Origin of the sequence: Modestobacter marinus (assembly GCF_011758655.1) — a bacterium.
GTDB classification, from domain to species: domain Bacteria; phylum Actinomycetota; class Actinomycetes; order Mycobacteriales; family Geodermatophilaceae; genus Modestobacter; species Modestobacter marinus.
This window is the reverse complement of record NZ_JAAMPA010000001.1, coordinates 139,807-160,427: the sequence shown is the minus strand read 5'-3', so window position 1 is coordinate 160,427 and position 20,621 is coordinate 139,807. Positions and strand designations below refer to the sequence as shown.

The 20,621-nt window shown below is 74.6% G+C and carries 16 protein-coding genes; 7 read left to right on the top strand and 9 right to left on the bottom strand.

What is annotated here, in order from left to right; all coding sequences use genetic code 11:
- Window positions 1–76 precede the first annotated feature (76 nt).
- From FB380_RS00750 to FB380_RS00740, 3 genes are all read left to right on the top strand, one after another.
- Window positions 77–958, top strand: a complete 882-nt coding sequence (locus FB380_RS00750) for a PhzF family phenazine biosynthesis protein (RefSeq protein ID WP_229682027.1) — start codon at window positions 77–79, stop codon at window positions 956–958.
- Entirely contained in the window at window positions 955–1,881 is a 927-nt protein-coding gene (locus FB380_RS00745) for a DMT family transporter (RefSeq protein ID WP_229682026.1), read from the top strand. The genes FB380_RS00750 and FB380_RS00745 overlap by 4 nt, the downstream gene beginning before the upstream one ends.
- A 111-nt stretch (window positions 1,882–1,992) precedes the next feature.
- Window positions 1,993–2,946, top strand: coding sequence for an HpcH/HpaI aldolase/citrate lyase family protein (locus tag FB380_RS00740; RefSeq protein WP_166753410.1), 954 nt, complete (start codon window positions 1,993–1,995; stop codon window positions 2,944–2,946).
- A 46-nt stretch (window positions 2,947–2,992) separates the two neighbouring features.
- Here FB380_RS00740 and FB380_RS00735 read toward each other — a convergent pair whose 3' ends face one another.
- Both FB380_RS00735 and FB380_RS00730 read right to left on the bottom strand, forming a co-directional pair.
- Window positions 2,993–3,418, bottom strand: a complete 426-nt coding sequence (locus FB380_RS00735) for a DUF4190 domain-containing protein (protein WP_166753409.1) — start codon at window positions 3,416–3,418, stop codon at window positions 2,993–2,995.
- Between the two features lie 16 nt (window positions 3,419–3,434).
- Complete coding sequence (locus FB380_RS00730; RefSeq protein ID WP_166753408.1) at window positions 3,435–4,127, bottom strand: hypothetical protein; 693 nt, start codon at window positions 4,125–4,127, stop codon at window positions 3,435–3,437.
- 109 nt (window positions 4,128–4,236) lie between these two features.
- On the opposite strand from FB380_RS00730, the gene FB380_RS00725 reads away from it, so the two are divergent.
- Entirely contained in the window at window positions 4,237–5,433 is a 1,197-nt protein-coding gene (locus FB380_RS00725; RefSeq protein WP_166753407.1) for an acyl-CoA dehydrogenase family protein, read from the top strand.
- Between the two features lie 281 nt (window positions 5,434–5,714).
- Here FB380_RS00725 and FB380_RS00720 read toward each other — a convergent pair whose 3' ends face one another.
- Window positions 5,715–7,853 carry an ArnT family glycosyltransferase gene (locus FB380_RS00720; RefSeq protein ID WP_166753406.1) on the bottom strand — a complete coding sequence of 713 codons (2,139 nt, stop codon included), beginning with the start codon at window positions 7,851–7,853 and terminating at the stop codon, window positions 5,715–5,717.
- Window positions 7,850–9,151, bottom strand: coding sequence for a bifunctional glycosyltransferase family 2/GtrA family protein (locus tag FB380_RS00715; RefSeq protein ID WP_166753405.1), 1,302 nt, complete (start codon window positions 9,149–9,151; stop codon window positions 7,850–7,852). The genes FB380_RS00720 and FB380_RS00715 overlap by 4 nt, the downstream gene beginning before the upstream one ends.
- Before the next feature lie 118 nt (window positions 9,152–9,269).
- Here FB380_RS00715 and FB380_RS00710 point away from each other — a divergent pair, with 118 nt between their 5' ends.
- Window positions 9,270–10,208 (top strand): quinone oxidoreductase family protein, encoded by a 939-nt coding sequence (locus FB380_RS00710; protein ID WP_166753404.1) that lies wholly within the window; start codon window positions 9,270–9,272, stop codon window positions 10,206–10,208.
- Window positions 10,209–10,249: 41 nt separating this feature from the next.
- Here the strand turns inward: FB380_RS00710 and FB380_RS00705 are convergent, their stop codons facing one another.
- Window positions 10,250–10,915, bottom strand: coding sequence for a DNA alkylation repair protein (locus FB380_RS00705; RefSeq protein WP_166753403.1), 666 nt, complete (start codon window positions 10,913–10,915; stop codon window positions 10,250–10,252).
- 100 nt (window positions 10,916–11,015) lie between these two features.
- Here FB380_RS00705 and FB380_RS00700 point away from each other — a divergent pair, with 100 nt between their 5' ends.
- Window positions 11,016–12,554, top strand: a complete 1,539-nt coding sequence (locus FB380_RS00700) for an acetolactate synthase large subunit (protein WP_188959571.1) — start codon at window positions 11,016–11,018, stop codon at window positions 12,552–12,554.
- A 397-nt stretch (window positions 12,555–12,951) separates the two neighbouring features.
- Here the strand turns inward: FB380_RS00700 and FB380_RS00695 are convergent, their stop codons facing one another.
- Both FB380_RS00695 and FB380_RS00690 read right to left on the bottom strand, forming a co-directional pair.
- Complete coding sequence (locus FB380_RS00695; RefSeq protein WP_166753401.1) at window positions 12,952–13,617, bottom strand: response regulator; 666 nt, start codon at window positions 13,615–13,617, stop codon at window positions 12,952–12,954.
- Complete coding sequence (locus FB380_RS00690) at window positions 13,614–14,780, bottom strand: sensor histidine kinase (RefSeq protein ID WP_166753400.1); 1,167 nt, start codon at window positions 14,778–14,780, stop codon at window positions 13,614–13,616. Before FB380_RS00690 ends, FB380_RS00695 begins: the two co-directional genes overlap by 4 nt.
- Window positions 14,781–14,949: 169 nt before the next feature.
- Here FB380_RS00690 and FB380_RS25170 point away from each other — a divergent pair, with 169 nt between their 5' ends.
- On the top strand, window positions 14,950–17,109 hold the full coding sequence (locus tag FB380_RS25170; RefSeq protein ID WP_208382707.1) for an MMPL family transporter: 2,160 nt from the start codon (window positions 14,950–14,952) through the stop codon (window positions 17,107–17,109).
- A 19-nt stretch (window positions 17,110–17,128) separates the two neighbouring features.
- Here the strand turns inward: FB380_RS25170 and FB380_RS00680 are convergent, their stop codons facing one another.
- Window positions 17,129–18,718, bottom strand: a complete 1,590-nt coding sequence (locus FB380_RS00680; RefSeq protein WP_166753399.1) for an FMN-binding glutamate synthase family protein — start codon at window positions 18,716–18,718, stop codon at window positions 17,129–17,131.
- A gap of 84 nt (window positions 18,719–18,802) precedes the next feature.
- The gene (locus tag FB380_RS00675; protein ID WP_166753398.1) at window positions 18,803–20,596 is read right to left on the bottom strand and encodes a hypothetical protein; all 1,794 of its coding nucleotides are present in this window, start codon (window positions 20,594–20,596) and stop codon (window positions 18,803–18,805) included.
- Window positions 20,597–20,621: the final 25 nt, after the last annotated feature.

The following is a 20,621-nucleotide window of genomic DNA, read 5'->3' as shown; positions in this document are numbered from 1 at the left end:
TGTCTCGGTCCCGGGACCAGTGGGTGCGATGACCTCGGCAACCAGGCCACCGCAGCGGAAGGCTACCGTCGCCGTCGTGGCGGCTCCGGGACCCGATCGACTCAGCTACGAGGTCGTGGACGTGTTCGCGCCCCGGCCGTTCAGCGGCAACCAGCTCGCCGTCGTCCTGGACGCCGGCGACCTGAGCACCGAGCAGTGCCAGGCGCTCGCCGCCGAGTTCGGCTTCTCCGAGTCCACCTTCGTCAGCGCCCCCACCGATCCCACGGCCGACTACCGGGTGCGGATCTTCACCCCGAGCACCGAGCTGCCCTTTGCCGGGCACCCGAGCGTCGGGACGGCGCACACGCTGGTCCGGCTGGGCCGGCTGCCTGCCGGCGTGCTCCGGCAGGAGTGCGGGGCCGGGGTCGTCGAGGTCGAGGTGGACGACGACGGTGCCCGGCTGACCGGCGGCACGGTGTCGCTGCGGCCCGGTCCGGACGTCGCGGCGCTGGCCGCCGCTGTCGGCCTCGGCCCGGCGGACGTCACCGGCCGGCCGGCGCACCTGGTCGGCTGCGGCATCGACTTCGCCCAGCTGGAGGTGCACCCCGGCGCGCTGGACCGCGCGGTCGCCGACGTCCCGGCGCTGACCGGCCTGCTGCCGGGGGTGCAGGGCGGGGTCTCGCTGCTCGCCTGGGACCCGGCGTCGGGCTCCGGCACCGTCCGGGTGTTCGCCGACGGCCTCGACTTCGCCGACGACGCGGCCACCGGGTCCGCGGCGCTGGGCACCGGCATCTGGCTGGCCGCCGTGGGCCTGGCTCCCGACGGCGTCACCGAGTACCGGCTGGCGCAGGGCACGGTGATCGGCCGGCCGTCGGAGCTGCGCGGCCGGGTCGCCGTCGCCGGGGGAGAGGTGACCGAGGTCAGCGTGTCGGGCACCGTGCAGCCGATCGCCGGCGGCACCGTCCGGGTCCCCGCATGAGCACCGCCGCTCCGTCGGTGCCGGCGTGGGCGGTGACCCGGCCGGGCGGGCGGGACGTCGGGCTGATGGCGGTCGCCGTCATCGGGGTGTCCTTCTCCGGTCCGCTCACCGCGCTGGTGACCACCTCGTTCCTGGCGATCGCCTTCTGGCGCAACGCGGCCGGAGCGGTGCTGCTGCTGCCGGTCCTGCTGCTGCGCGAGCGCGCCACGCTGACCGGGCTGCGCGCCCGGCAGCTGGTCAGCTCCGTCGTCGCCGGGCTCTTCCTGGCCGCGCACTTCGCCGCCTGGCTGCCCAGCCTGTCGATGACGACGGTCGCCGCCTCCACGGCGCTGGTGACGACGACACCGATCTGGACGGCGCTGGCCGCACACTTCTCCGGTGTCCGGCTGCCCCGGCAGGTGTGGTGGGGGCTGGCCCTGGCGGTGTTCGGCGCCGCGCTGATCGCCGGCGTCGACGTCACCGTGTCCTGGACGGCGCTGGCCGGCGACGGGCTCGCGCTGCTGGGCGCGATCTGCGCCGGTGGCTACATGCTCGCCGGCGCCCGGGCGCGCGAGCGGCTGACCACCTCGGCCTACGCCGTCGTCTGCTACTCGACCTGCGCGGTCGCCCTCGCGCTCGCCGCCCTGCTCGTCGACGTGCCGCTGGCCGGGTTCAGCGCCCGCGACTGGTGGCTGATCGCGGCGATCACCGTCTGCGCGCAGCTGCTCGGGCACACGCTGCTGAACCTGGTGCTCTCCTCGGTCGGCCCGACGGTGGTCGGCCTGGCCGTGCTGCTGGAGGTGCCGGGTGCGCTGCTGGTCGCGCTGGTGCTGCTGCAGCAGGCGCCGCCGCTGCTGGCGCTGCCCGGGATGGTCGCCGTCGTGATCGGGGTGGCACTGGTGATCCGCGCCGGCCGCCCGACGCCGGAGGCCGACCCGGTCTGAGCCGGTGCTGCTGCTGGCCGACGATCACGCGGGGAGGACGTCGCTACTCTCCGGTAACCAACGTCGACCAGCGGGGTTGTCCACCCACCCCGCCACCCCAGCGGAGGCACCGTGGCCGAGCTCCGATCCCGTCGTTCCAACCTCGCCGTCCCGGGCAGCAACCCCCGGTTCCTGGAGAAGGCCAAGAGCCTCCCCGCCGACCAGGTGTTCCTCGACCTCGAGGACGCGTGTGCACCGCTGGCCAAGCCGGGCGCGCGGAAGAACATCGTCGCCGCACTCAACGAGGGCGGGTGGGGGAGCAAGATCCGCACCGTCCGGGTCAACGACTGGACGACGGAGTGGACCTACCGCGACGTGGTCGAGGTCGTGGAGGGCGCCGGCGCCGAGCTGGACTGCCTCATGCTGCCCAAGGTCGCCGACGCCGCCCAGGTGAAGGCGCTGGACCTGCTGCTCACCCAGATCGAGAAGAGCAACGGGCTCGAGGTCGGCCGGATCGGCATCGAGGCGCAGATCGAGACGGCGCAGGGCCTGATCAACGTCAACGACATCGCCTTCGCCAGCGACCGGATCGAGACGATCATCTTCGGCCCGGCCGACTTCATGGCCAGCATCAACATGAAGTCCCTCGTGGTCGGCGCGCTGCACCCCGACTACCCGGGCGACCCCTTCCACCACATCCTGATGACGATCCTCATGGCCGCCCGGGCGCGCGGGGTGCAGGCCATCGACGGGCCGTTCCTGCAGGTGCGCGACGTCCCCGCGTTCGAGGAGGTGGCCCGGCGGTCGGCGATGCTCGGGTTCGACGGCAAGTGGGTGCTGCACCCCGGTCAGATCGACGCGGCCAACGAGATCTACGCGCCCTCGCAGGAGGACTACGACCACGCCGAGCTGATCCTCGACGCCTACGGCTGGGCCACCTCGGAGGCCGGGGGCAAGAAGGGCTCGGCGATGCTGGGCGACGAGATGATCGACGAGGCCAGCCGGAAGATGGCGCTGGTGATCGCCGGCAAGGGCCGCGCGGCCGGGATGTCCCGCACCTCGGCCTTCACCCCGCCGGAGAGCTGACCCGGCTCTCTCGACGGCCCCGCCCCGAGGAGGGCGGGGCCGGTGGTCAGGGCGCGAACGCGCCGTCGCTGATCGAGGCGAGCAGGCCGATCCAGACGACCAGCCCGGCGGCCATCAACGTCGTCCCGAGGCCGCCGACGATGACGGCGGCCAGCGCGAGGCCGTCGCCCTGCTCGCCGCTCCGCCGGATCTGCCCGCGGGCCACCAGGCCCAGCACCAGGCCGACCGGGGCGAGGAGGAAGGTGGCGACCAGGGCGACGATCGCCAGTTGGTTGGTCGACCGCCGCCAGCCGGGGCCGTACCCGGGCGGTCCGTAGCCCGGCGGTCCGTAGCCCGGCGGTCCGTAGGACGGCGTCCCGTAGCCGGGTGGGCCGTAGGACGGCATCCCGTGGGGCGGGCCGTAGGACGGCGTCCCGTGGGGCGGGGCGCCGTGCGGCGGCGGGTCCCCGCGGTAGAAGTCGTCCTGGCTCACCGCGTCAGTCTGCCGGTCAGCCGCCGATCGCCCCGGCAGGCAACGCGGCGATGCGGGTGGCGATCGACCGGCCCGCGGCGGCGGTGACCTCCGGGTCCTCGCCGACCAGCACCGAGAGCACCTGCCCCCGCGCCTGGGCGAGGGCGACCTGGGTCGTGCCGTCGGCGAGGCGGTACTGGAAGACCACGCTGTTGGCGGCCAGGCCCTCCGCGCTCGGACCCGGCTCGAACGTGTACTCCTCGGCCGGGCAGCTGCCGAACGCCTGGACCAGCTCCTGCACCGCGGTCGTCGCCGCGGCCGGGGTCGCGTAGGCGATCGCCTCCGACGACAGCTGTGCCGTGCCGGCGGGGTCCACGCCCACCACCGGCTGCTTCGCCGTCCGCTGCGCCTCGGAGGTGAACGTGTGGCCGCAGATCCCGGCCAGGCTCGGGTTGTCCGCGAGGTCGGCCCCGGACGGCACCGGGTTGGCCTGCACCGACCAGCCCTCCGGGAGGTCGGCGGCCCGCAGGGCGGTGGCCACGACCGCCTCGGTCGGGTCCTGCGCGGCGGCGGGGTCGGCCGTCGCCGCCGCAGCGGCCGCCGCGTCGGCCGGCGCGGGCTCGGAGGTGGGTGAGCCGGTCGCCGCACCCTCGGCCACCTCGTCGGTCGAGCCGCAGCCGGTCAGGGCCAGGAGGGTCACGGCGGTGAGGGCGAGGAGGCGGTGCGTCACCGCAGCGACGGTAACCCCGCAACGGAGCGGGCGGGACGCCGCAGCACCGGGCCGGGCCTGCTCCATACTCGCCGGTAACCGAGACACCGTCGTCCCGAGGAGCGTGCGCATGACCCGCCTGGCCCAGACCGCGGACCTGACCGACGTCCAGACCCAGATCCTGTCGACGGTCCGCGACTTCGTGGACGCGGAGATCATCCCCCGGGCCCAGGAGCTGGAACACGGGGACGTCTACCCGACGGAGATCGTCGAGGGCCTGGCGGAGCTGGGCATCTTCGGGCTCACGATCCCCGAGGAGTTCGGTGGGCTGGGGGAGTCGCTGCTGACCTACGCCCTGGTCGCCGAGGAGATCGCCCGCGGCTGGATGAGCGTCTCCGGCGTCATCAACACGCACTTCATCGTGGCGCACCTGATCACCCAGCACGGCACCCCCGACCAGCAGGCCGAGTACCTGCCGCGGCTGGCCACCGGTGACCTGCGGGGCGCGTTCTCCATGTCCGAGCCGGAGCTGGGCAGCGACGTCGCAGCGATCCGGACGAAGGCCACCCGCGACGGCGACGAGTACGTGGTCAACGGCTCGAAGATGTGGCTGACCAACGGGGAGAACGCCACCCTGGTCGCCTTCCTGGTCAAGACCGACGAGGGCAGCGACTCCCCCTACCGGAACATGACCACGTTCCTGGTGGAGAAGACGCCGGGCCTGGGCGAGCGGCTGCCCGGCTTCTCCATCCCCGGGCGCATCGACAAGATGGGCTACAAGGGCATCGACACCACCGACGCCAGCTTCGACGGGTTCCGGATCGGCGCCGACAAGGTCCTCGGCGGGCAGCCCGGCCGCGGCTTCTACCAGATGATGGACGGCGTCGAGGTCGGTCGGGTGAACGTCGCCGCCCGGGGCTGCGGGGTCGCGATCCGGGCCTTCGAGCTGGCCATCTCCTACGCCCAGCAGCGGGAGACCTTCGGCAAGCCGATCGCCCAGCACCAGGCCATCGCCTTCAAGCTCGCCGAGATGGCCACGAAGGTCGAGGCGGCCCACACGATGATGGTGCGCGCGGCCCGGCTGAAGGACTCCGGCGCCCGCTTCGACGTCGAGGCCGGCATGGCGAAGCTGCTGGCCAGCGAGTTCGCCAGCGAGGTGACCCAGGAGTCCTTCCGCATCCACGGCGGCTACGGCTACTCCAAGGAGTACGAGATCGAGCGGCTGATGCGCGAGGCGCCGTTCCTGCTCATCGGCGAGGGCACCAGCGAGATCCAGAAGACGATCATCAGCCGCGGCCTGCTCAAGGAGTACGCCGTCAAGCGCTGACCCCCTCAGGGGCGGACGTCACGACCCCGGCCCCCGAGGAGGGTGGGACCCCGGTTCGGACGTGCACTCCTCGGCCGGGCAGCTGCCGAACGCCTGGACCAGCTCCTGCACGGCGGTCGTCGCCGCGGCCGGGGTCGCGTAGGCGATCGCCTCCGACGACAGCTGTGCGGTGCCGGCGGGGTCCAGGCCCACCACCGGAGCCGGCGGAGCACCGCTGCGACGGTGACCGCCGCAGCTGGGCGGTCGCGCTCCACCAGGCGAGCGCGACCTCCCCGACCGGCTCAGCCGGCGGCGCCGCTGAGGTCGTACATCGTCACCCCGTCGATCGTCTGGGCGGTGTAGTTGTCCGCCACCCAGGCGGCGATCTCGGCCGAGGCGCTGCTGCCGCTGTCGCTGCTCATCCCCGTGCCACCGCCGATGAACCAGTGCACCTCGCCGTCGGCGACGTACTGCTGGAACTCCGCCAGCGTGGGCGAGGGGTCGCTGCCGTTGAAGCCGCCGATCGGCATCACCGGCTCCTCGGTGGCCAGCTGGTAGCCGGCGGCGTTGTTGGAGCCGACGGCCGCGGCGACCCAGGTGTAGTCGTCGGCGTCCGCGAGCAGGGCGGCGACCACCTCGTCGCTGGCATCGGTGGCGTTCAGCAGGCCACCCATGCCACCAGCACCCATGCCACCACCGGAGCCGCCGCCGTCCGTGCCCCCGGCGGCCGTGCCACCGCGGGTCCCGCCGGGCGGGGTGCCCATCGTCCCGCCCATCGTCCCGCCCGTGGTGCCGCCGGGTGGGGTGCCGAACTGCCCGCCGCCGGTGGGCGGGGTGCCTGCCTGGCCACCACCGGGGAAGCCGCCGCCACCGGGCCCGCCGCCGAAGCCGCTGCCCCCGCTGACCGTCGGCCCCGCAGTCGGGATGGAGCCGGTGTGCGCGGTGCCGGCGGTCTGCACGGCGTAGGCGGCCGGGCCACCGAGGGAGGCGAAGACGGCGACGGCGAGCACCGTGGCCGCGACCGGCCGGCCCACGCCGTGTACGACCAGCAGCCCGACCGCAGCGAGCAGCCCAGCGACCAGCACGACCCAGCGCAGCCACGGCAGGAAGTCCGCCGACCGGGTGAGCAGCACGAACGACCACACCGCGGTGCCGGCCAACGTGAGGGCCAGCACGATCCGTGCCCAGGCGGTTCCGCGGCGCTGCCAGAGCAACCCACCACCGATGCCGACCAGCGCGGCGATCGCCGGGGCCAGGGCGACGGTGTAGTAGGCGTGGAAGATCCCGGCCATGAAGCTGAAGGTCGCGCCGGTGACCAGCAGCCAGCTGCCCCAGGTGAGCAGCGCGGCACGGCGGACGTCGGTGCGCGGCGCGCGACCGACGGCCACGAGGCCGGCGATCAGCAGGGCCAGCGACGCGGGCAGCAACCAGGCCACCTGACCGCCGATCTCGGCGTCCACCAGCCGGCCGAGGCCGGTGTCGCCCCAGTTGCCGCCGGTGCCACCACCGCCGCCACCGACGCTGCCGGTCTCGTCGCCGGTGAGCCTGCCCAGGCCGTTGTAGCCCCAGATCAGCTCCCAGGTGGAGTCGGTCTGGGAGCCCCCGACGTAGGGCCGCCACGACTCGGGCACCAACTCGACGACCGCGACCCACCAGCCGCCGGCCACGAGCATCGCCGCGCCGGCGGCCAGCACGTGGCCGAAGCGCCTGGCCGCCGTGGTCGGCGCGGCGACCAGGTAGACCAGCGCGAAGCCGGGGACGACCAGCATCGCCTGCAGCGTCTTGGTCAGGAAGGCGAAGCCGATCAGCACGCCGACGCCGACCATCCAGCGCACGCTGGCCCGCTCCAGCGCCCGGGTGGTGGCGTAGGCGGCGAGCGTCATCAGCAGCACGAGCAGCGCGTCGGGGTTGTCGAAGCGGAACATCAGCACCGCCACCGGGGTCAGCGCCATCGCGGCCCCGGCGAGCAGCCCGGCGCCGGGGCCGACGACCCGGCGCACCGCCAGGTACACCACGCCGACGGTGGCCACGCCCATCAGCGCCTGCGGCACCAGCAGCGACCAGGAGTTCAGCCCGAAGACGCGGACGGCGAGCTCCATGACCCACAGCGAGGCCGGTGGCTTGTCCACGGTGATCGAGTTGGCCGCGTCCGAGGAGCCGTAGAAGAACGCGACCCAGCTCTCCGAGCCGGCCTGCACCGCAGCCGCGTAGAAGGCGTTGGCCCAGCCGGAGGCGGCCAGGTCCCACAGGTAGAGCAGGCCGGTGGCGGCCAGCAGGCCGAGCAGGGCCGGGCGCACCCAGGAGGGGTCCTCGAGGCGGCCGCGCAGCAGCCGGCCGGCCCGGCCGGGCGCCGACCGGGCGGGCGGCGCGGTGGCGGTGGCGCCCGGCGGGGTCCAGGCCGGGGCGCCGTAGGCCGGCGCGTGGGAGGTGTCGGTGCTCATCGGGTGGTCTCCATCGCCGGGACGGCGGGGTCGGTGGCCGGGACGGCGGGGTCGGTGGGGGGAGCGTCGGGCGCGGGGACGCGGAAGACCCAGCCGCGGAGGAGGAGGAAGCGCAGCAGCGTCGCGAGGGCGTTGGCCACCACCAGCAGCAGCACCTCGGTGCCGCGGGCCGGGACCGGGGCGACCGCGTGCAGGACGGCCAGGGTGCCGCTGGTCAGCGCCAGGCCCAGGCCGAGGACGACCAGGCCCTGCAGCTGGGCGCGACCGGCACCGGGGCCGCCGCGGATGCCGAAGGTGATCCGCCGGTTCGCTGCGGTGTTCGCCATCGCGGTGAGCAGCAGTGCGACCAGGTTGGCCGCCTGCGCGCCGGCGACGGTGCGCAGCAGCACGAACAGCACCAGGTACGACAGCGTCGACAGCACGCCGATGGTGGCGAACCGGACCAGCTGACCGACCAGCCCGGCCGGCACCCCGGGCACCGGGTCGGCCAGCGGGCCCCGGCCGAGCTGGGCGCGGAGTTCGGCGACCGGCAGCCGGCCGCTGGTGAACGCGCGCAGCATCCGGGCGATCCCGGCCAGGTCGGCCTTCGCCGTCGCCACGATGTCCACCCGGCTGTCCGGGTCGTCGACCCAGTCGACGGGCACCTCGTGGATCCGCAGGCCGCTGCGCTCGGCCAGCACCAGCAGTTCGGTGTCGAAGAACCAGCCGGTGTCCTCCACCAGCGGCAGCAGCCGGGTGGCGACGTCGGCCCGGATGGCCTTGAACCCGCACTGGGCGTCGGACAGCCGGGTGGCCAGCGCCCCGCGCAGCAGCAGGTTGTAGCCGCGGGAGATCAGCTCGCGTTTGGCGCCGCGCACCACCCGGGAGGACGCCGCCAGGCGGGTGCCGATGGCCAGATCGGAGTGGCCGCTGATCAGGGGGGCGACCAGCGGCAGGAGTGCGGCGAGGTCGGTGGACAGGTCGACGTCCATGTAGACCAGCACGAGCGCGTCCGAGGCGAGCCAGGCGGTGCGCAGGGCGCGGCCGCGCCCGGGTTCGGGCAGCATCCGCACCTCGATGCCGGGCAGCTCGGCGGCGACCCGGCGGGCCACGGCGACCGTGCCGTCGGTGCTGGCGTTCTCCGCGACGGTGATCCGGAACGGGTAGGGGAGCTCGGTGGTGAGGTGGTGGTGCAGCCGGCGCAAGCACGGCTCCAGGTCGGTCTCCTCGTTGTGGACCGGGACGACGACGTCGATCACCGGGCGCAACGGTGCGGCGTCGCCGGACGCTTCGGCGGTACCCAGGGGATGCGGTGGCATGGGACGACCGTCGGCGGGCTGGCTGCAGGCCCGCCCAGCCCGGACTGCGCGCCAGCTGTGAGTCGTCGCTCGTGCACCCGGGGTGTGGCCCGCGCCGTCCCGCGGGTAGCGGTCGGAGATGAGAGCTGCAGGAGTGACGGAGTTCGGTGGTCCGGAGGCCCTGCGCCTGGTCGACGTGCCGCGGGAGCCGCTGGGCCCCGGGCAGGTGCGCGTGCGGGTGACGGCGGCCGCGGTCAACCCGACCGACACCTACGCCCGCAACGGCACCTACGCCCAGCGTGACCCGGTCAAGGAGTTCCCCTACGTGCCGGGCATGGACGTCGCCGGGGTGCTGGCCGAGATCGGCGACGGCGCCGACACCGACATCCACGCCGGCGAGCACGTGATGGGCATCGTCGTCCCGACCGGTGCGCACGGCGGCTACCGGGAGGACATCGTGCTGCCCGCCGGCTCCATCGCCCGGGTGCCCGACGGCGTCGGCGATGCGGCCGCGGCCACGCTGCCGATGAACGGTCTCACCGCCCGGCTGGCGCTGGACCGGATGGCGCTGCAGCCGGGCCAGGTGCTGGCGGTCACCGGTGCGGCCGGGGCGTTCGGTGGCTACGTCGTCCAGCTGGCGAAGAGCGAGGGGCTGACCGTCGTGGCTGACGCGAAGGCCGAGGACGAGCAGCTGGTGCGCGACCTCGGTGCCGACGTCGTCGTCCGGCGGGGTGAGGACGTCGCCGACCGGATCCGCGAGCAGTTCCCCGACGGGGTCGACGGGTTGGCCGACGGCTCGGTGCAGGACGCCGCCGTGCTGCCCGCGGTCAAGGACGGCGGGGCCGTCGCGACGGTGCGCGGCTACCGCGGCGACGGGCAGCGGGGCCTGCGCGTCTCCCCGGTGATGGTCCGCGACTACGCCGAGGAGCACGCGAAGCTGGACCGGCTGCGCGAGCAGGTGGAGAAGGGCGAGATCACCCTGCGGGTGGCGCAGACCCTCCCGGCGGCGCAGGCCGCGGAGGCGCACCGCCGGCTCGAGGCCGGGGGCGTGCGGGGCCGGCTGGTCCTCACCTTCTAGGGTCCGCCACTGCCGCCCCCGCCGCGGGGGCACCTCCGTGGTCAGGAAGGCAGGTGCCTGGCCGCCTCCCGGCGGGAGAGCGGGCTGAGCTCGTGCTCGGCCAGGAAGCGGCGCACCCAGTCGGGGTCGGTCTTGGTGTGCTCGCGCAGCGCCCAGCCGATCGCCTTGCGGACGAAGACCTCCGGGTCGGCGGCGTTGACCTCGACCACCTCGGCCAGCAGTGCGGTGTCGGTGCGTTCCCTGGCCCCGAGCTGGGCGATGACGGCGCTGCGCCGCAGCCACCGGTCCGGGCTCCGGGCCCACCCCTGCAGCACCGGGCGCAGCTGCGCGGGGTGGGCGAGCAGCAGGTCGCGGACCCGGGGCTGGACGCCGTCGACCAGGTCCCACCACGCGCCGGTGGTGATCATCTCCCGGTACAGCGGCAGCAACGAGAGGTCACCGCGGGCCACGGGCAGGCCGGTGAGCGCGAGGGCGGCGTGCCGCTCCTCCCGGGCGGACGCCTCCCGCCACAGCCGGCCGGCCGCGCTCTCGACGTCCGGTGGGGCCTTCTCCGCGGCGGCGCGGACGATCCGGCGGACCTCCGGCAGCCGCACCCCGAGGCAGGGCTCCGCCGTCTTCAGGTAGGCCTGCATGCCGCGGCCGCGCGCCGGGTCGGCCGCCGCCCGCAGCGCGGCGCGCACCTCCGGGACCAGGTCGTCAGCGGCCACGCCGGCGATCCTGCCGCAGTCGGATCGCCTCCCGGCAGCCCTCGTGCGAGGCTGCCGGGGAGGTCGCCCGCCGGAGTGCGGCCACGGTCGGGAGGTCGACGTGAACGGCGCGCAGGCAGTGATCCGCACCCTGGTCGACGGCGGGGTGGACGTCTGCTTCGCCAACCCCGGCACCTCGGAGATGCACTTCGTGGCGGCCCTGGACGACGTCCCGGAGATGCGGGCGGTGCTCACCCTGTTCGAGGGGGTCGCCACCGGCGCCGCCGACGGGTACGCCCGGATGACCGGATCGCCGGCGGCCACGCTGCTGCACCTGGGCCCGGGGCTGGGCAACGGCATCGCCAACCTGCACAACGCCCGCCGGGCCGGGACGCCGCTGGTCAACGTCATCGGTGACCACGCGCTGACCCACAAGCGGCTGGACGCGCCGCTGGAGTCCGACATCGACGCCCTCGCCGGCGCCGTGTCGGGGTGGGTGCGCCGGTCGCTGGCGACGAGCGAGGTCGGCGCGGACACCGCCGACGCGGTCGCCGCCGCCGCCCGCGGTCAGGTGGCCAGCCTGGTGCTCCCCGCCGACGTCTCGTGGAGCGACGGTGCACGCGTGGCCGCCGTCCCGGCCCGGCGCCCGGCCCCGCAGGTGCCGGCCGCGGTGGTCGAGGAGGTGGCCGGTCTGCTCGGCGGTTCGACGATGCTCTTCCTCGGCGGTGACGCGGTGCTCGAGCCCGGGCTCCGGGCGGCGGCCCAGGTCGCCGCCGGCACCGGCACCCGGCTGCTGTCCCAGCGTTCCCCCGCGCGGATGCAGCGCGGCGCCGGGGTGCCCGACGTGCTCAAGCTGCCCTATCCGCCCGACGGCGCGCGCAAGCAGCTGGACGGCGTGGAGCACCTGGTGCTGGTCGGCGCGAGGGAGCCGGTGGCGTTCTTCGGCTACCCCGGGATGGACGGCCGGCTGGTGCCCGACGGCTGCACCGTGCACGTGCTCGCCGAACCGGGGGAGGACGTCGTCGCGGCGCTGCAGGCGCTGGCCGAGCTGGCCGCACCGGACGCCACCCCGCAGCTGGCCGAGGCCCGCCGTCCGGAGCTGCCCACCGGGGAGCTGGACATCAAGGCCCTCGCCGAGGTGGTCGGCGCGCTGCTGCCCGAGCGGGCGATCGTGGTCGACGAGGCGCTGACGAGTGGGTACTTCCTGCCCCTGGCGACGGTCGGGGCGCCGGCGCACGACTGGCTGACGCTCACCGGCGGGGCCATCGGGCAGGGGATGCCGGTGGCGGTCGGCGCCGCGGTGGCCTGCCCGGACCGACCGGTCATCTCGCTGCAGGCCGACGGCAGCGCGATGTACACGATCCAGGCGCTGTGGACCCAGGCCCGCGAGCAGCTCGACGTCACCACGGTCATCTGCGACAACAGCGCCTACGCGATCCTCGCCAGCGAGCTGGCGAACGTGGGCGCGGCCGGCGGGGGAGAGCGGGCCGGGAAGCTGCTGGACCTCGGCGGGCCGGCGCTGGACTTCGTGGCGCTGGCCACCGGGATGGGCGTGCCGGCCACCCGGGCGACGACGGCCGAGGAGCTGGCCGAGCAGTTCCGGGCGGCGCTGGCCGAGCCCGGGCCGCACCTGATCGACGCCGTCCTGCCGCGCGGCTGACCGCCCGCTGGCGGGCCGGTCGGACGGGCCGACATTACAGCCGCTGTAACCAGCGGTGTGCCGCCGGACGCCGCGGCTCCGTGCGACCCCTTCGCCGAGGGGGTGGGGCCGTTGCGCGATGCCGACGGCGAGCGAGCCCCGTCGTGGGCGGTCCGCTGGGATGCTCGGGGCACCCGATGGAGGAGGCGTCCCATGGACGACTGGCTGTCCCTGGTTCTCATCATCGCGGCACTGGTCGTGCTGGCGCTGGTCACGTTCTCGGTCGCCCAGCGCCGCCACATCGCCAAGAAGCGCAGGCGCTGACGGGCCGGCGGTCATCTGTGGACCGGGCCACGCGCCGTCCGCGTGCTGGCCCAGGGCGGTACCGCCCAGCTTGCAGTGGCTGTACTCAGCGGCGTCAGGCGCGCGGCAGGAGACCGGTTCGCCAGGCGAGCGCGGCGAGCTGCGCCCGGTCGCGCGCGCCCAGCTTGCTGAGCACCCGGCCGACGTGGGTGCGCGCCGTCGCCGGGCTGATCACCAGCGCTCGGGCGATCTCCTCGTTGGACAGCCCCTCGCCGACCGCGGCCAGCACCTCGCGCTCCCGGGCGGTCAGCTGCTGCAGCTCCTCCGGCGCGACCGGGGTCTGCGCGGCGACGGCGGTCACCGCCGCCCGGACCACGCCGCGAGTGACGGCGGGGGAGAGGACGGCCTCGCCGGCGGCTGCGGCCCGCACGCCGCGGCGCAGTTCGTCCGGCTCGGCGTCCTTGAGCAGGAAGCCGCTCGCCCCGGCCCGCAGCGCGCCCAGGACCAGCTCCTCGTCGTCGAAGGTGGTCAGGGCCACGACCGCGACCGCCTCCAGCTGCGGGTCGGCGACGATCCGCCGGGTCGTCTCGATGCCGTCCAACACCGGCATCCGCAGGTCCATCAGCACCACGTCGACGTCCCGGGCGATGCGCAGCCGGTCCAGCGCCGCCCGCCCGTCGCCGGCCTCGCCGACCACCGCGACGTCGCCGGCCCGGTCGAGTACTGCACGGATGCCGGCGCGCACCAGCGGCTGGTCGTCGACCACCAGCACCCGGATCACGCCGGCGCGCCCACCCGGTCGACCGCGACCGGCAGCACCGCGGTGACCGTGAAGCCGCCGCCGTCCCGGTTGCCCGCCGAGAGCCGGCCACCGAGCAGCGCCACCCGCTCCCGCATCCCCTGCAGGCCGTGGCCGGGGGCGGTGGTCGCGGGCTCGCCGGCCCCGTCGTCGGTCACCGTCACGGTGAGGTCGGCGGCCCCGTGCTCGAGGGTGACGGTCGCCGTCCGGGCGTGCGCGTGCCGCAGCACGTTGGTCAGCGCCTCCTGCACCAGCCGGTGCACGGTCGCCTCGACGGCCCTGGGCAGCGGTTGCTCGGGGCCGCGCACCACGAGCCGGACGTCGAGCCCGGTCGAGGCCGTCGCGGCGACCAGGTCGGCGACGCCGGACGACCCGGGCGCCGGCTCCACACTGGTCGGGGCGTCACCTCGCAGCAGGCCGACGGTGTCGCCCAGGTCGTGCAGCACCTCCCGGCTGACGCTGCGGATGGTCTCCAGCGACCGGCGGGCGGCCTGCGGGTCGTCGTCCAGGGACTCGGCGGCGACCGCCGCGTGCAGGGTGACGATGGCGACCGCGTGGCCGAGCAGATCGTGCACGTCGCGGGCGATCCGCACCCGCTCGTCGGCGACCCGACGCTGCGCCTCGGTCTCCCGCTCCTGCCCGGCCAGCCGCAGCCGCCGGTCGAGCTCCTCCTGCCAGCCGCGGCGGGACCGGACCGCGTCGCCGAGCGCCAGGACCGCGGCCAACAGCGCCAGGGACAGCACGCCGTCGTAGCCGATGACGACGCCGGGCTCCTGGTCCCGCTCGCCGCCGAGCAACCGGAACGCGGTGGACAGCACGAGGAGCGTGCTGCCCACCACGGCCCCCAGCCGCACCCGGCCGGCCTGCGCCACCACGAACAGCGCCGGGGCCAGCGGGAGCACCAGCCCCACCGCCGCGTAGCCGGTCCAGTAGTAGCCGAACAGCAGGGCGATGCTCAGGCCCAGCGCGGGCACCGGTGCCCGGCGGGCGACCAGCATCGGCAGCCCGACCACGGCCACCAACGTGAAGGCCAGCGGGTCCGGTGGCCGCGCCTCGTGCTCCAGGTGACCGGCGAGCGCGGCCCACGCCGGCAGCACCGAAGCGAGCACCAGCACGACGTCGATCCGCCCGGGACGCCAGCTCATGCCGGGAGGCTAGGGGAGTTCCCGGCGGCTGCGCGTCCGCGCTGCGGCGTATCTCGTCCTCGCCGTACGTCCAGGTGCGCAGTGCGGTCGAGCTCCCGGACGGACGACGTCCGGGCGGGGCGTTCCTAGCGTTCGGCGGGTCCGTCCCGGCCGTCGTCAGGAGCTCGTCGTGCTCGACTCCCTCGCCCGTTCCTGTGTCCGCTCGCGGCGCCTGGTCGTCGCCGTCTGGGTGGTCTCCGTCCTCGTCCTGTCCGTGCTGGCCGGTGCCTTCGCCGGTCCGACCAGCGACGACTTCACCCTGCCCGGCGCCGAGAGCACCCGCGCCGGCGACCTGCTGGCCGATGCCGGCTTCGAGGCCCGCTCGGGCACGTCGGCCCAGCTGGTGCTGCACCGGGCCGAGGGGGTCGACACGCCGGCGGTGCGCGCGGCCGCCGCCGACCTGGCCGCCGACGTCGTCGAGCAGGTGCCCGGCGCGCAGGTCACCGGCCCGTTCGACCCGGGCGGTGGGCAACAGGTCGCCCCTGACGGCACCATCGCCTACCTCCAGGTGGACCTGCCGCAGCGCACGGTCGAGGAGCTCGCCGAGGTCAGCGACACCCTGGACGCCCTGCGCGCGGACGTCGACGTCCCCGGGCTGCAGGTCGAGGTCGGGGGTCTGCTGCTCGACGAGGGCGGCGGGCCACCGGCCGAGGTGATCGGGGTGCTCGCCGCCGGCGTGATCCTGTTCCTCGCGTTCGGGTCGCTGCTGGCGATGGCGCTCCCGCTGGTGGTCGGCGTCCTGGGTGCGCTCTGCGGCGTCGCCGCCATCGAGCTGGCCGCGCACGTCGTCGACGTGCCCAGCTACGCCACCGCCGCCGCCGGGATGATCGCGATCGGCGTCGGCATCGACTACTCGCTGCTCGTGGTCACCCGCTACCGGGAGGCGCTGCGCACCGGGGCGCCGGTGGTCGATGCGGTCGGGCTCGCGCAGACGACGGCCGGCCGCTCGGTGCTGTTCGCCGGCACGACGGTGGTCATCGCCATCCTCGGCCTGGTGCTGATGGGCATGGACCTGATCAGCGGCATGGCGCTGGGCATCGCGGCCGCGGTGCTGGTCGCGATGCTCGCCGCGGTCACCCTGCTCCCGGCGCTGCTGGGCTTCGCCGGGGCGCGGGTAGACCGGGTCCGGCTGCGGGGGCTCGGCCGGGGTGGGGCGGGGACGGGCGCGGCGGCGGCGCGGTGGGCGCGCACGGTGCAGCGGCGTCCGGTGGTGTGGCTGGTCGGGTCGCTGACGGCGCTGCTGGTGCTCGCCGTCCCGGTGCTGGACCTGCGGCTGGGCTTCAGCGACGCCGGCACGCTGTCGGAGGAGTCCACCGCCCGGCGGGCCTATGACCTGGTGGCCGAGGGCTTCGGTCCAGGGGTGAACGGGCCGCTGGTCGTGGCGGTGGACGCGCCGTCCGGGGACGTCGGCCCGGCCGCGGACGAGCTCGCCGGCACCCTGGCGGACGACGCGGGGGTGGCGTCGGTGAGCCCGCCGGTGGTGTCGGACGACGGCGGCACGGCGGTGCTGCGGGTGGTGCCGACGTCGGCGCCGCGGGACGAGGCGACCACCGAGCTGGTGCACCGGCTGCGGGACGACGTCGTCCCGGCGGCCGTCCCCGCGGACGTGGAGGTGGCGATCGGCGGCGCGCAACCGGCGGCGATCGACTTCGCCGACCACACTGCGCAGCGGCTGCCGCTGTTCTTGGCGGTGGTGCTCGGGCTGTCGTTCCTGCTGCTGATGGTGGTGTTCCGCGGGCTGCTGGTCGCGCTGAAGGCCGTGGTGGTGAACCTGCTGTCGATCGGGGCGGCGTTCGGTGCGCTGGTGGCGGTGTTCCAGTGGGGCTGGGCAGCGGAGGCGCTGGGCGTCGAGGGCGTGGCGCCGATCGAGGCGTGGGTGCCGATGCTGCTGATCGCGATCGTGTTCGGCCTGTCGATGGACTACGAGGTCTTCCTGCTGTCCCGGATCCGGGAGGAGTACGACCGCTCCGGCGACAACGCCGAGGCGGTGGCCGTGGGCCTCGCCCGGACGGCGCGGGTGATCACCGCGGCGGCGGCGATCATGGTCTGCGTCTTCGGCAGCTTCGTGCTCGGCTCGTCGCGGGAGCTGCAGCTGTTCGGCTTCGGGCTGGCGATCGCGGTGCTGATCGACGCGACGCTGGTGCGGATGGTGCTGGTGCCGGCGGCGATGGAGCTGCTCGGCAACGCCAACTGGTGGCTGCCGCGTCGGCTGGACCGGGTGCTGCCGCACCTCACCGTCGAGGTGCCCACCGAGGAGCGGGTCCGGGAGGACGAGCTGGTGCGGTCCTGACCCGTCGCCCCGGCCGCGGTCAGCCCGGTGCCGGGCCGTCGACCGCGGTCGGGGACGGCGGGGCGCTGCCACCCTCCGGTGCCTCGCCGGTCATCAGCGCGACGATCCGCTCCCGCTCGGCCGCCGAGGGCAGCCCCCAGGACGGCTCGTACCCGTAGACCTCGGCGAGCGGGCGCGAGGCGGTGCGGCCGGTGAGGATCTCCACGGTCGAGGTGTCGATCAGCCCGGGGTGCTCCACGCCGCAGGCCTCGGCGACCTTCAGCAGGTCGCGGCGCAGCGTCTGCACGTAGGTGGCCGCCCGCACCGACTTCAGCGCCGGGTCCAGGCCGTGGGTGAGCCAGGCGTTCTGGGTGGCGACGCCGGTGGGGCAGGTGTCGGTGTGGCACTTCTGCGCCTGGATGCAGCCGATCGCCAGCATCGCCTCCCGGGCGACGTTGACCAGGTCGCAGCCCAGGGCGAAGGCGACGATCGCGTTGTCGGGCAGGCCGAGCTTGCCGCCGCCGATGAAGGTGACCTGCTCGTGCAGCCCGGCCCGGGCGAAAGCGGAGTAGACGCGGGCGAAGCCGAGCTGGAAGGGCAGCGACACCGAGTCGGTGAAGATCAGCGGCGCCGCACCTGTGCCGCCCTCGCCGCCGTCGATGGTCACGAAGTCCACGCCCCGGCCGGTGGTGGCCATCAGCTCGGTGAGCTCGTGCCAGAACGCCATGTCGCCGACGGCGGACTTGATGCCGACCGGCAGCCCGGTCTCGCTCGCCAGCAGCTCGACCCAGTCGAGCAGGCTGTCGGGGTCGGAGAACTCGGCGTGCCGGGACGGGCTGATGCAGTCCACGCCCTCCGGGACCCCGCGGGTGGCGGCGATGTCGGCGGAGACCTTGGCGGCGGGCAGCACGCCGCCCAGGCCCGGCTTGGCGCCCTGGCTCAGCTTGATCTCCAGGGCCCGCACGGGGGCGGAGGCGACCACGTCCTTCAGCTTGGCCAGGTCGAAGCGGCCGTGCTGGTCGCGGCAGCCGAAGTACGCCGTCCCGAGCTGGAAGACCAGCTCCCCGCCGTGCCGGTGGTGCGGGGAGAGGCCGCCCTCGCCGGTGTTGTGCAGGCAGCCGGCCAGTGCGGCGCCGCGGTTGAGTGCCTCGACCGCCGGTCCGGACAGCGACCCGAAGCTCATCGCCGAGATGTTGACCACCGACTGCGGCCGGAAGGCGTGCGCCCGGCCGAGGGCGGCACCGAGCACCTTGGCGCCGGGCAGCGGCGTCTCCTGCCCGGCCTGCGCGGTGGTGGCCGGGACGGCGCGGCCGAAGGTGCGGTGGTTGATGACCGGGTAGCCGGCGGTGAACTCCAGGTCGATGTCGGTGCCGAAGCCGAAGTAGTTGTTCTGCTTCTTCGCCGAGGCGTACACCCAGCGGCGCTGGTCGCGGGTGAAGGGCCGCTCGTCGTTGTTGCCGGCCACCAGGTACTGGCGCAGCTCCGGGCCGATGGACTCCAGCAGGTAGCGGGCGCGGCCGACCACCGGGAAGTTGCGCAGCAGGGTGTGCTCCCGCTGCAGCAGGTCGCGGGCGGCGACACCGGCGAGAGCGGAGAGCCCGGCGGTCGCGGCGCGGGTTGCCCAGGTCATGTCCCACTATGACGCCTCGGCCACCGCTTCGGGACCGGTTCGCGGTCCGCCCCTGCCCCGGTGTCCCCGCACTACGGAGCTCGTTCAGCCGCGCAGGAGGCCGCCTTGAAACCGTTGCTTCCAGAGGCTGCCGGAGCGGTGCCGCCCACCGGTGGGGTATCCCAGGCGGCCGGTCTCCCAGCCCTGCTTGGCCCAGGCTCGGAGGATGGCTCCGCTGAGGGCGTGCGCGCCGCTGGCCGGGGACCAGTGGATGGTCCCGCCCTGGAAGGTCTGGAAGCAGCCGCCTTCGCGGAGGCCGCAGTTCTCGTTGCCGGTCGGGTAGCCCAGCTTGCCGGTCTCCCACCGGGTGGATGCCCAGGTGGCGTGGATCGCCCCGCGGGTGACGTGCGCGCCGCTGGCGGGGGACCAGTGCATGATGCCGCCCTGGAAGGGCTGGAAGCAGCCGCCCTTCCGGAGCCCGCAGGTCTCGTTTCCGGTGGGGTAGCCCAGCGCGCCGGTCTCCCACCCCCGGTCGGCCCAAGCGTCGTAGATGGCCCCGCGGGTGACGTGCGCGCCCCTGGCCGGGGACCAGTGGATGGTCCCGCCCTGGAAGACCTGGAAGCAGCCGCCGTCCCGGAGCCCACAGTTCTCGTTGCCGGTCGGGTAGCCCAGCACACCGGTCTCCCATCCCCCAGCAGCCCAGGCGCCCTGGATCGCCCCGCGGGTGACGTGCGCACCGGTGTCCGGCGACCAGTGCATGCTCCCGCCCTGGAAGGTCTGGAAGCAGCCGCTGCCCACGAGGCCGCAGTAGGTGTTGGTGGTGGGGTGGCCGACGAAGGAGCGCTCGGCCCCCAGCGCCGTCCAGGTGGAGCGGATGCCGCCCACGCTGACCACCGCGCCGGTGGCCGGTGACCAGGAGATGGACCCCGTCTCGAACCGCTGGGTGCAACCGCCGCTGCGCGGTCGGCAGACCGTGTCCTGGACCGGGTAGCCCAGCGGGCCGCTCTGGGCGAAGTAGCCGGACCACGAGTCCCGAATCGGGGTGCTGGTGATGGCCCGAGCGCCGGTCTTGGGCGACCAGGCGATCAGGCCCTTGGTGTACCCGCGGACGCAGCCGTCCTTCTTCAGGTCGCACGCGGTCGAGGTGGTGGCGTGGCCCAGCCGCGCGGGACCGATCGTGGCGTACCGGGTGTCGACCGGGTTGCGCCTCGGCACCGCCACCGGGGTGTCGAACGGCGGCTGGGTGGCGGTCCCGGAGACCTGGGGGACACTGCTCTGGATCAGCCGGAACCGTCCGTTGTCACAGCCGGCCGCGTGGTCAGCGATGTGCAGCTGGTCCCCGGCGATGACCCGGGGGTGGGTCGTGGCGTGGCCGTGCCAGTCCAGGATCCGCAGGTTGGGCCAGCGCGTGGCCGCATCGTTGAGGACGGCGTTGTACGCGTCGGCCTTGGCCGCGTACTGCGGGTGGTGGATGTTGAACCACTGGACCGGGCGGCCCTGGGACTGCTGCATGAACCATTCCACGTTGGCGCGGAACTGGGCCGCGGTGCTGACGACCACGTCGTTGGTGCCCAGACCGACGACCCACGAGCCGGCCTGCCTGAAGTCGGCCAGCTCCTCCGCGTGCGAGCGCTCGCTCGTGTAGGGCCAGTCCTCGGCCGTCGACGTCATCCGGTTGCGCATGTCCTGCGAGGTGCCGCCCCACCAACCGACCATGCCCAGCGACCGAGCGCCGAGGCCGAGTGTGTCACCGCACTGGGCGAACAGGGAGTCGCCCATGCCGAAGACCGTTGCCTTGGTCGAGGTCCATGTGGCGGCGGCCTGTGCAGTCGGGGCGAGGGCCGTCCCACCGACCACGGACAGGGTCGCGGTGGTCAGGGTCAGGACCAACGCAACCAACAGTGCGCGGACTCCCCGTGTCCGC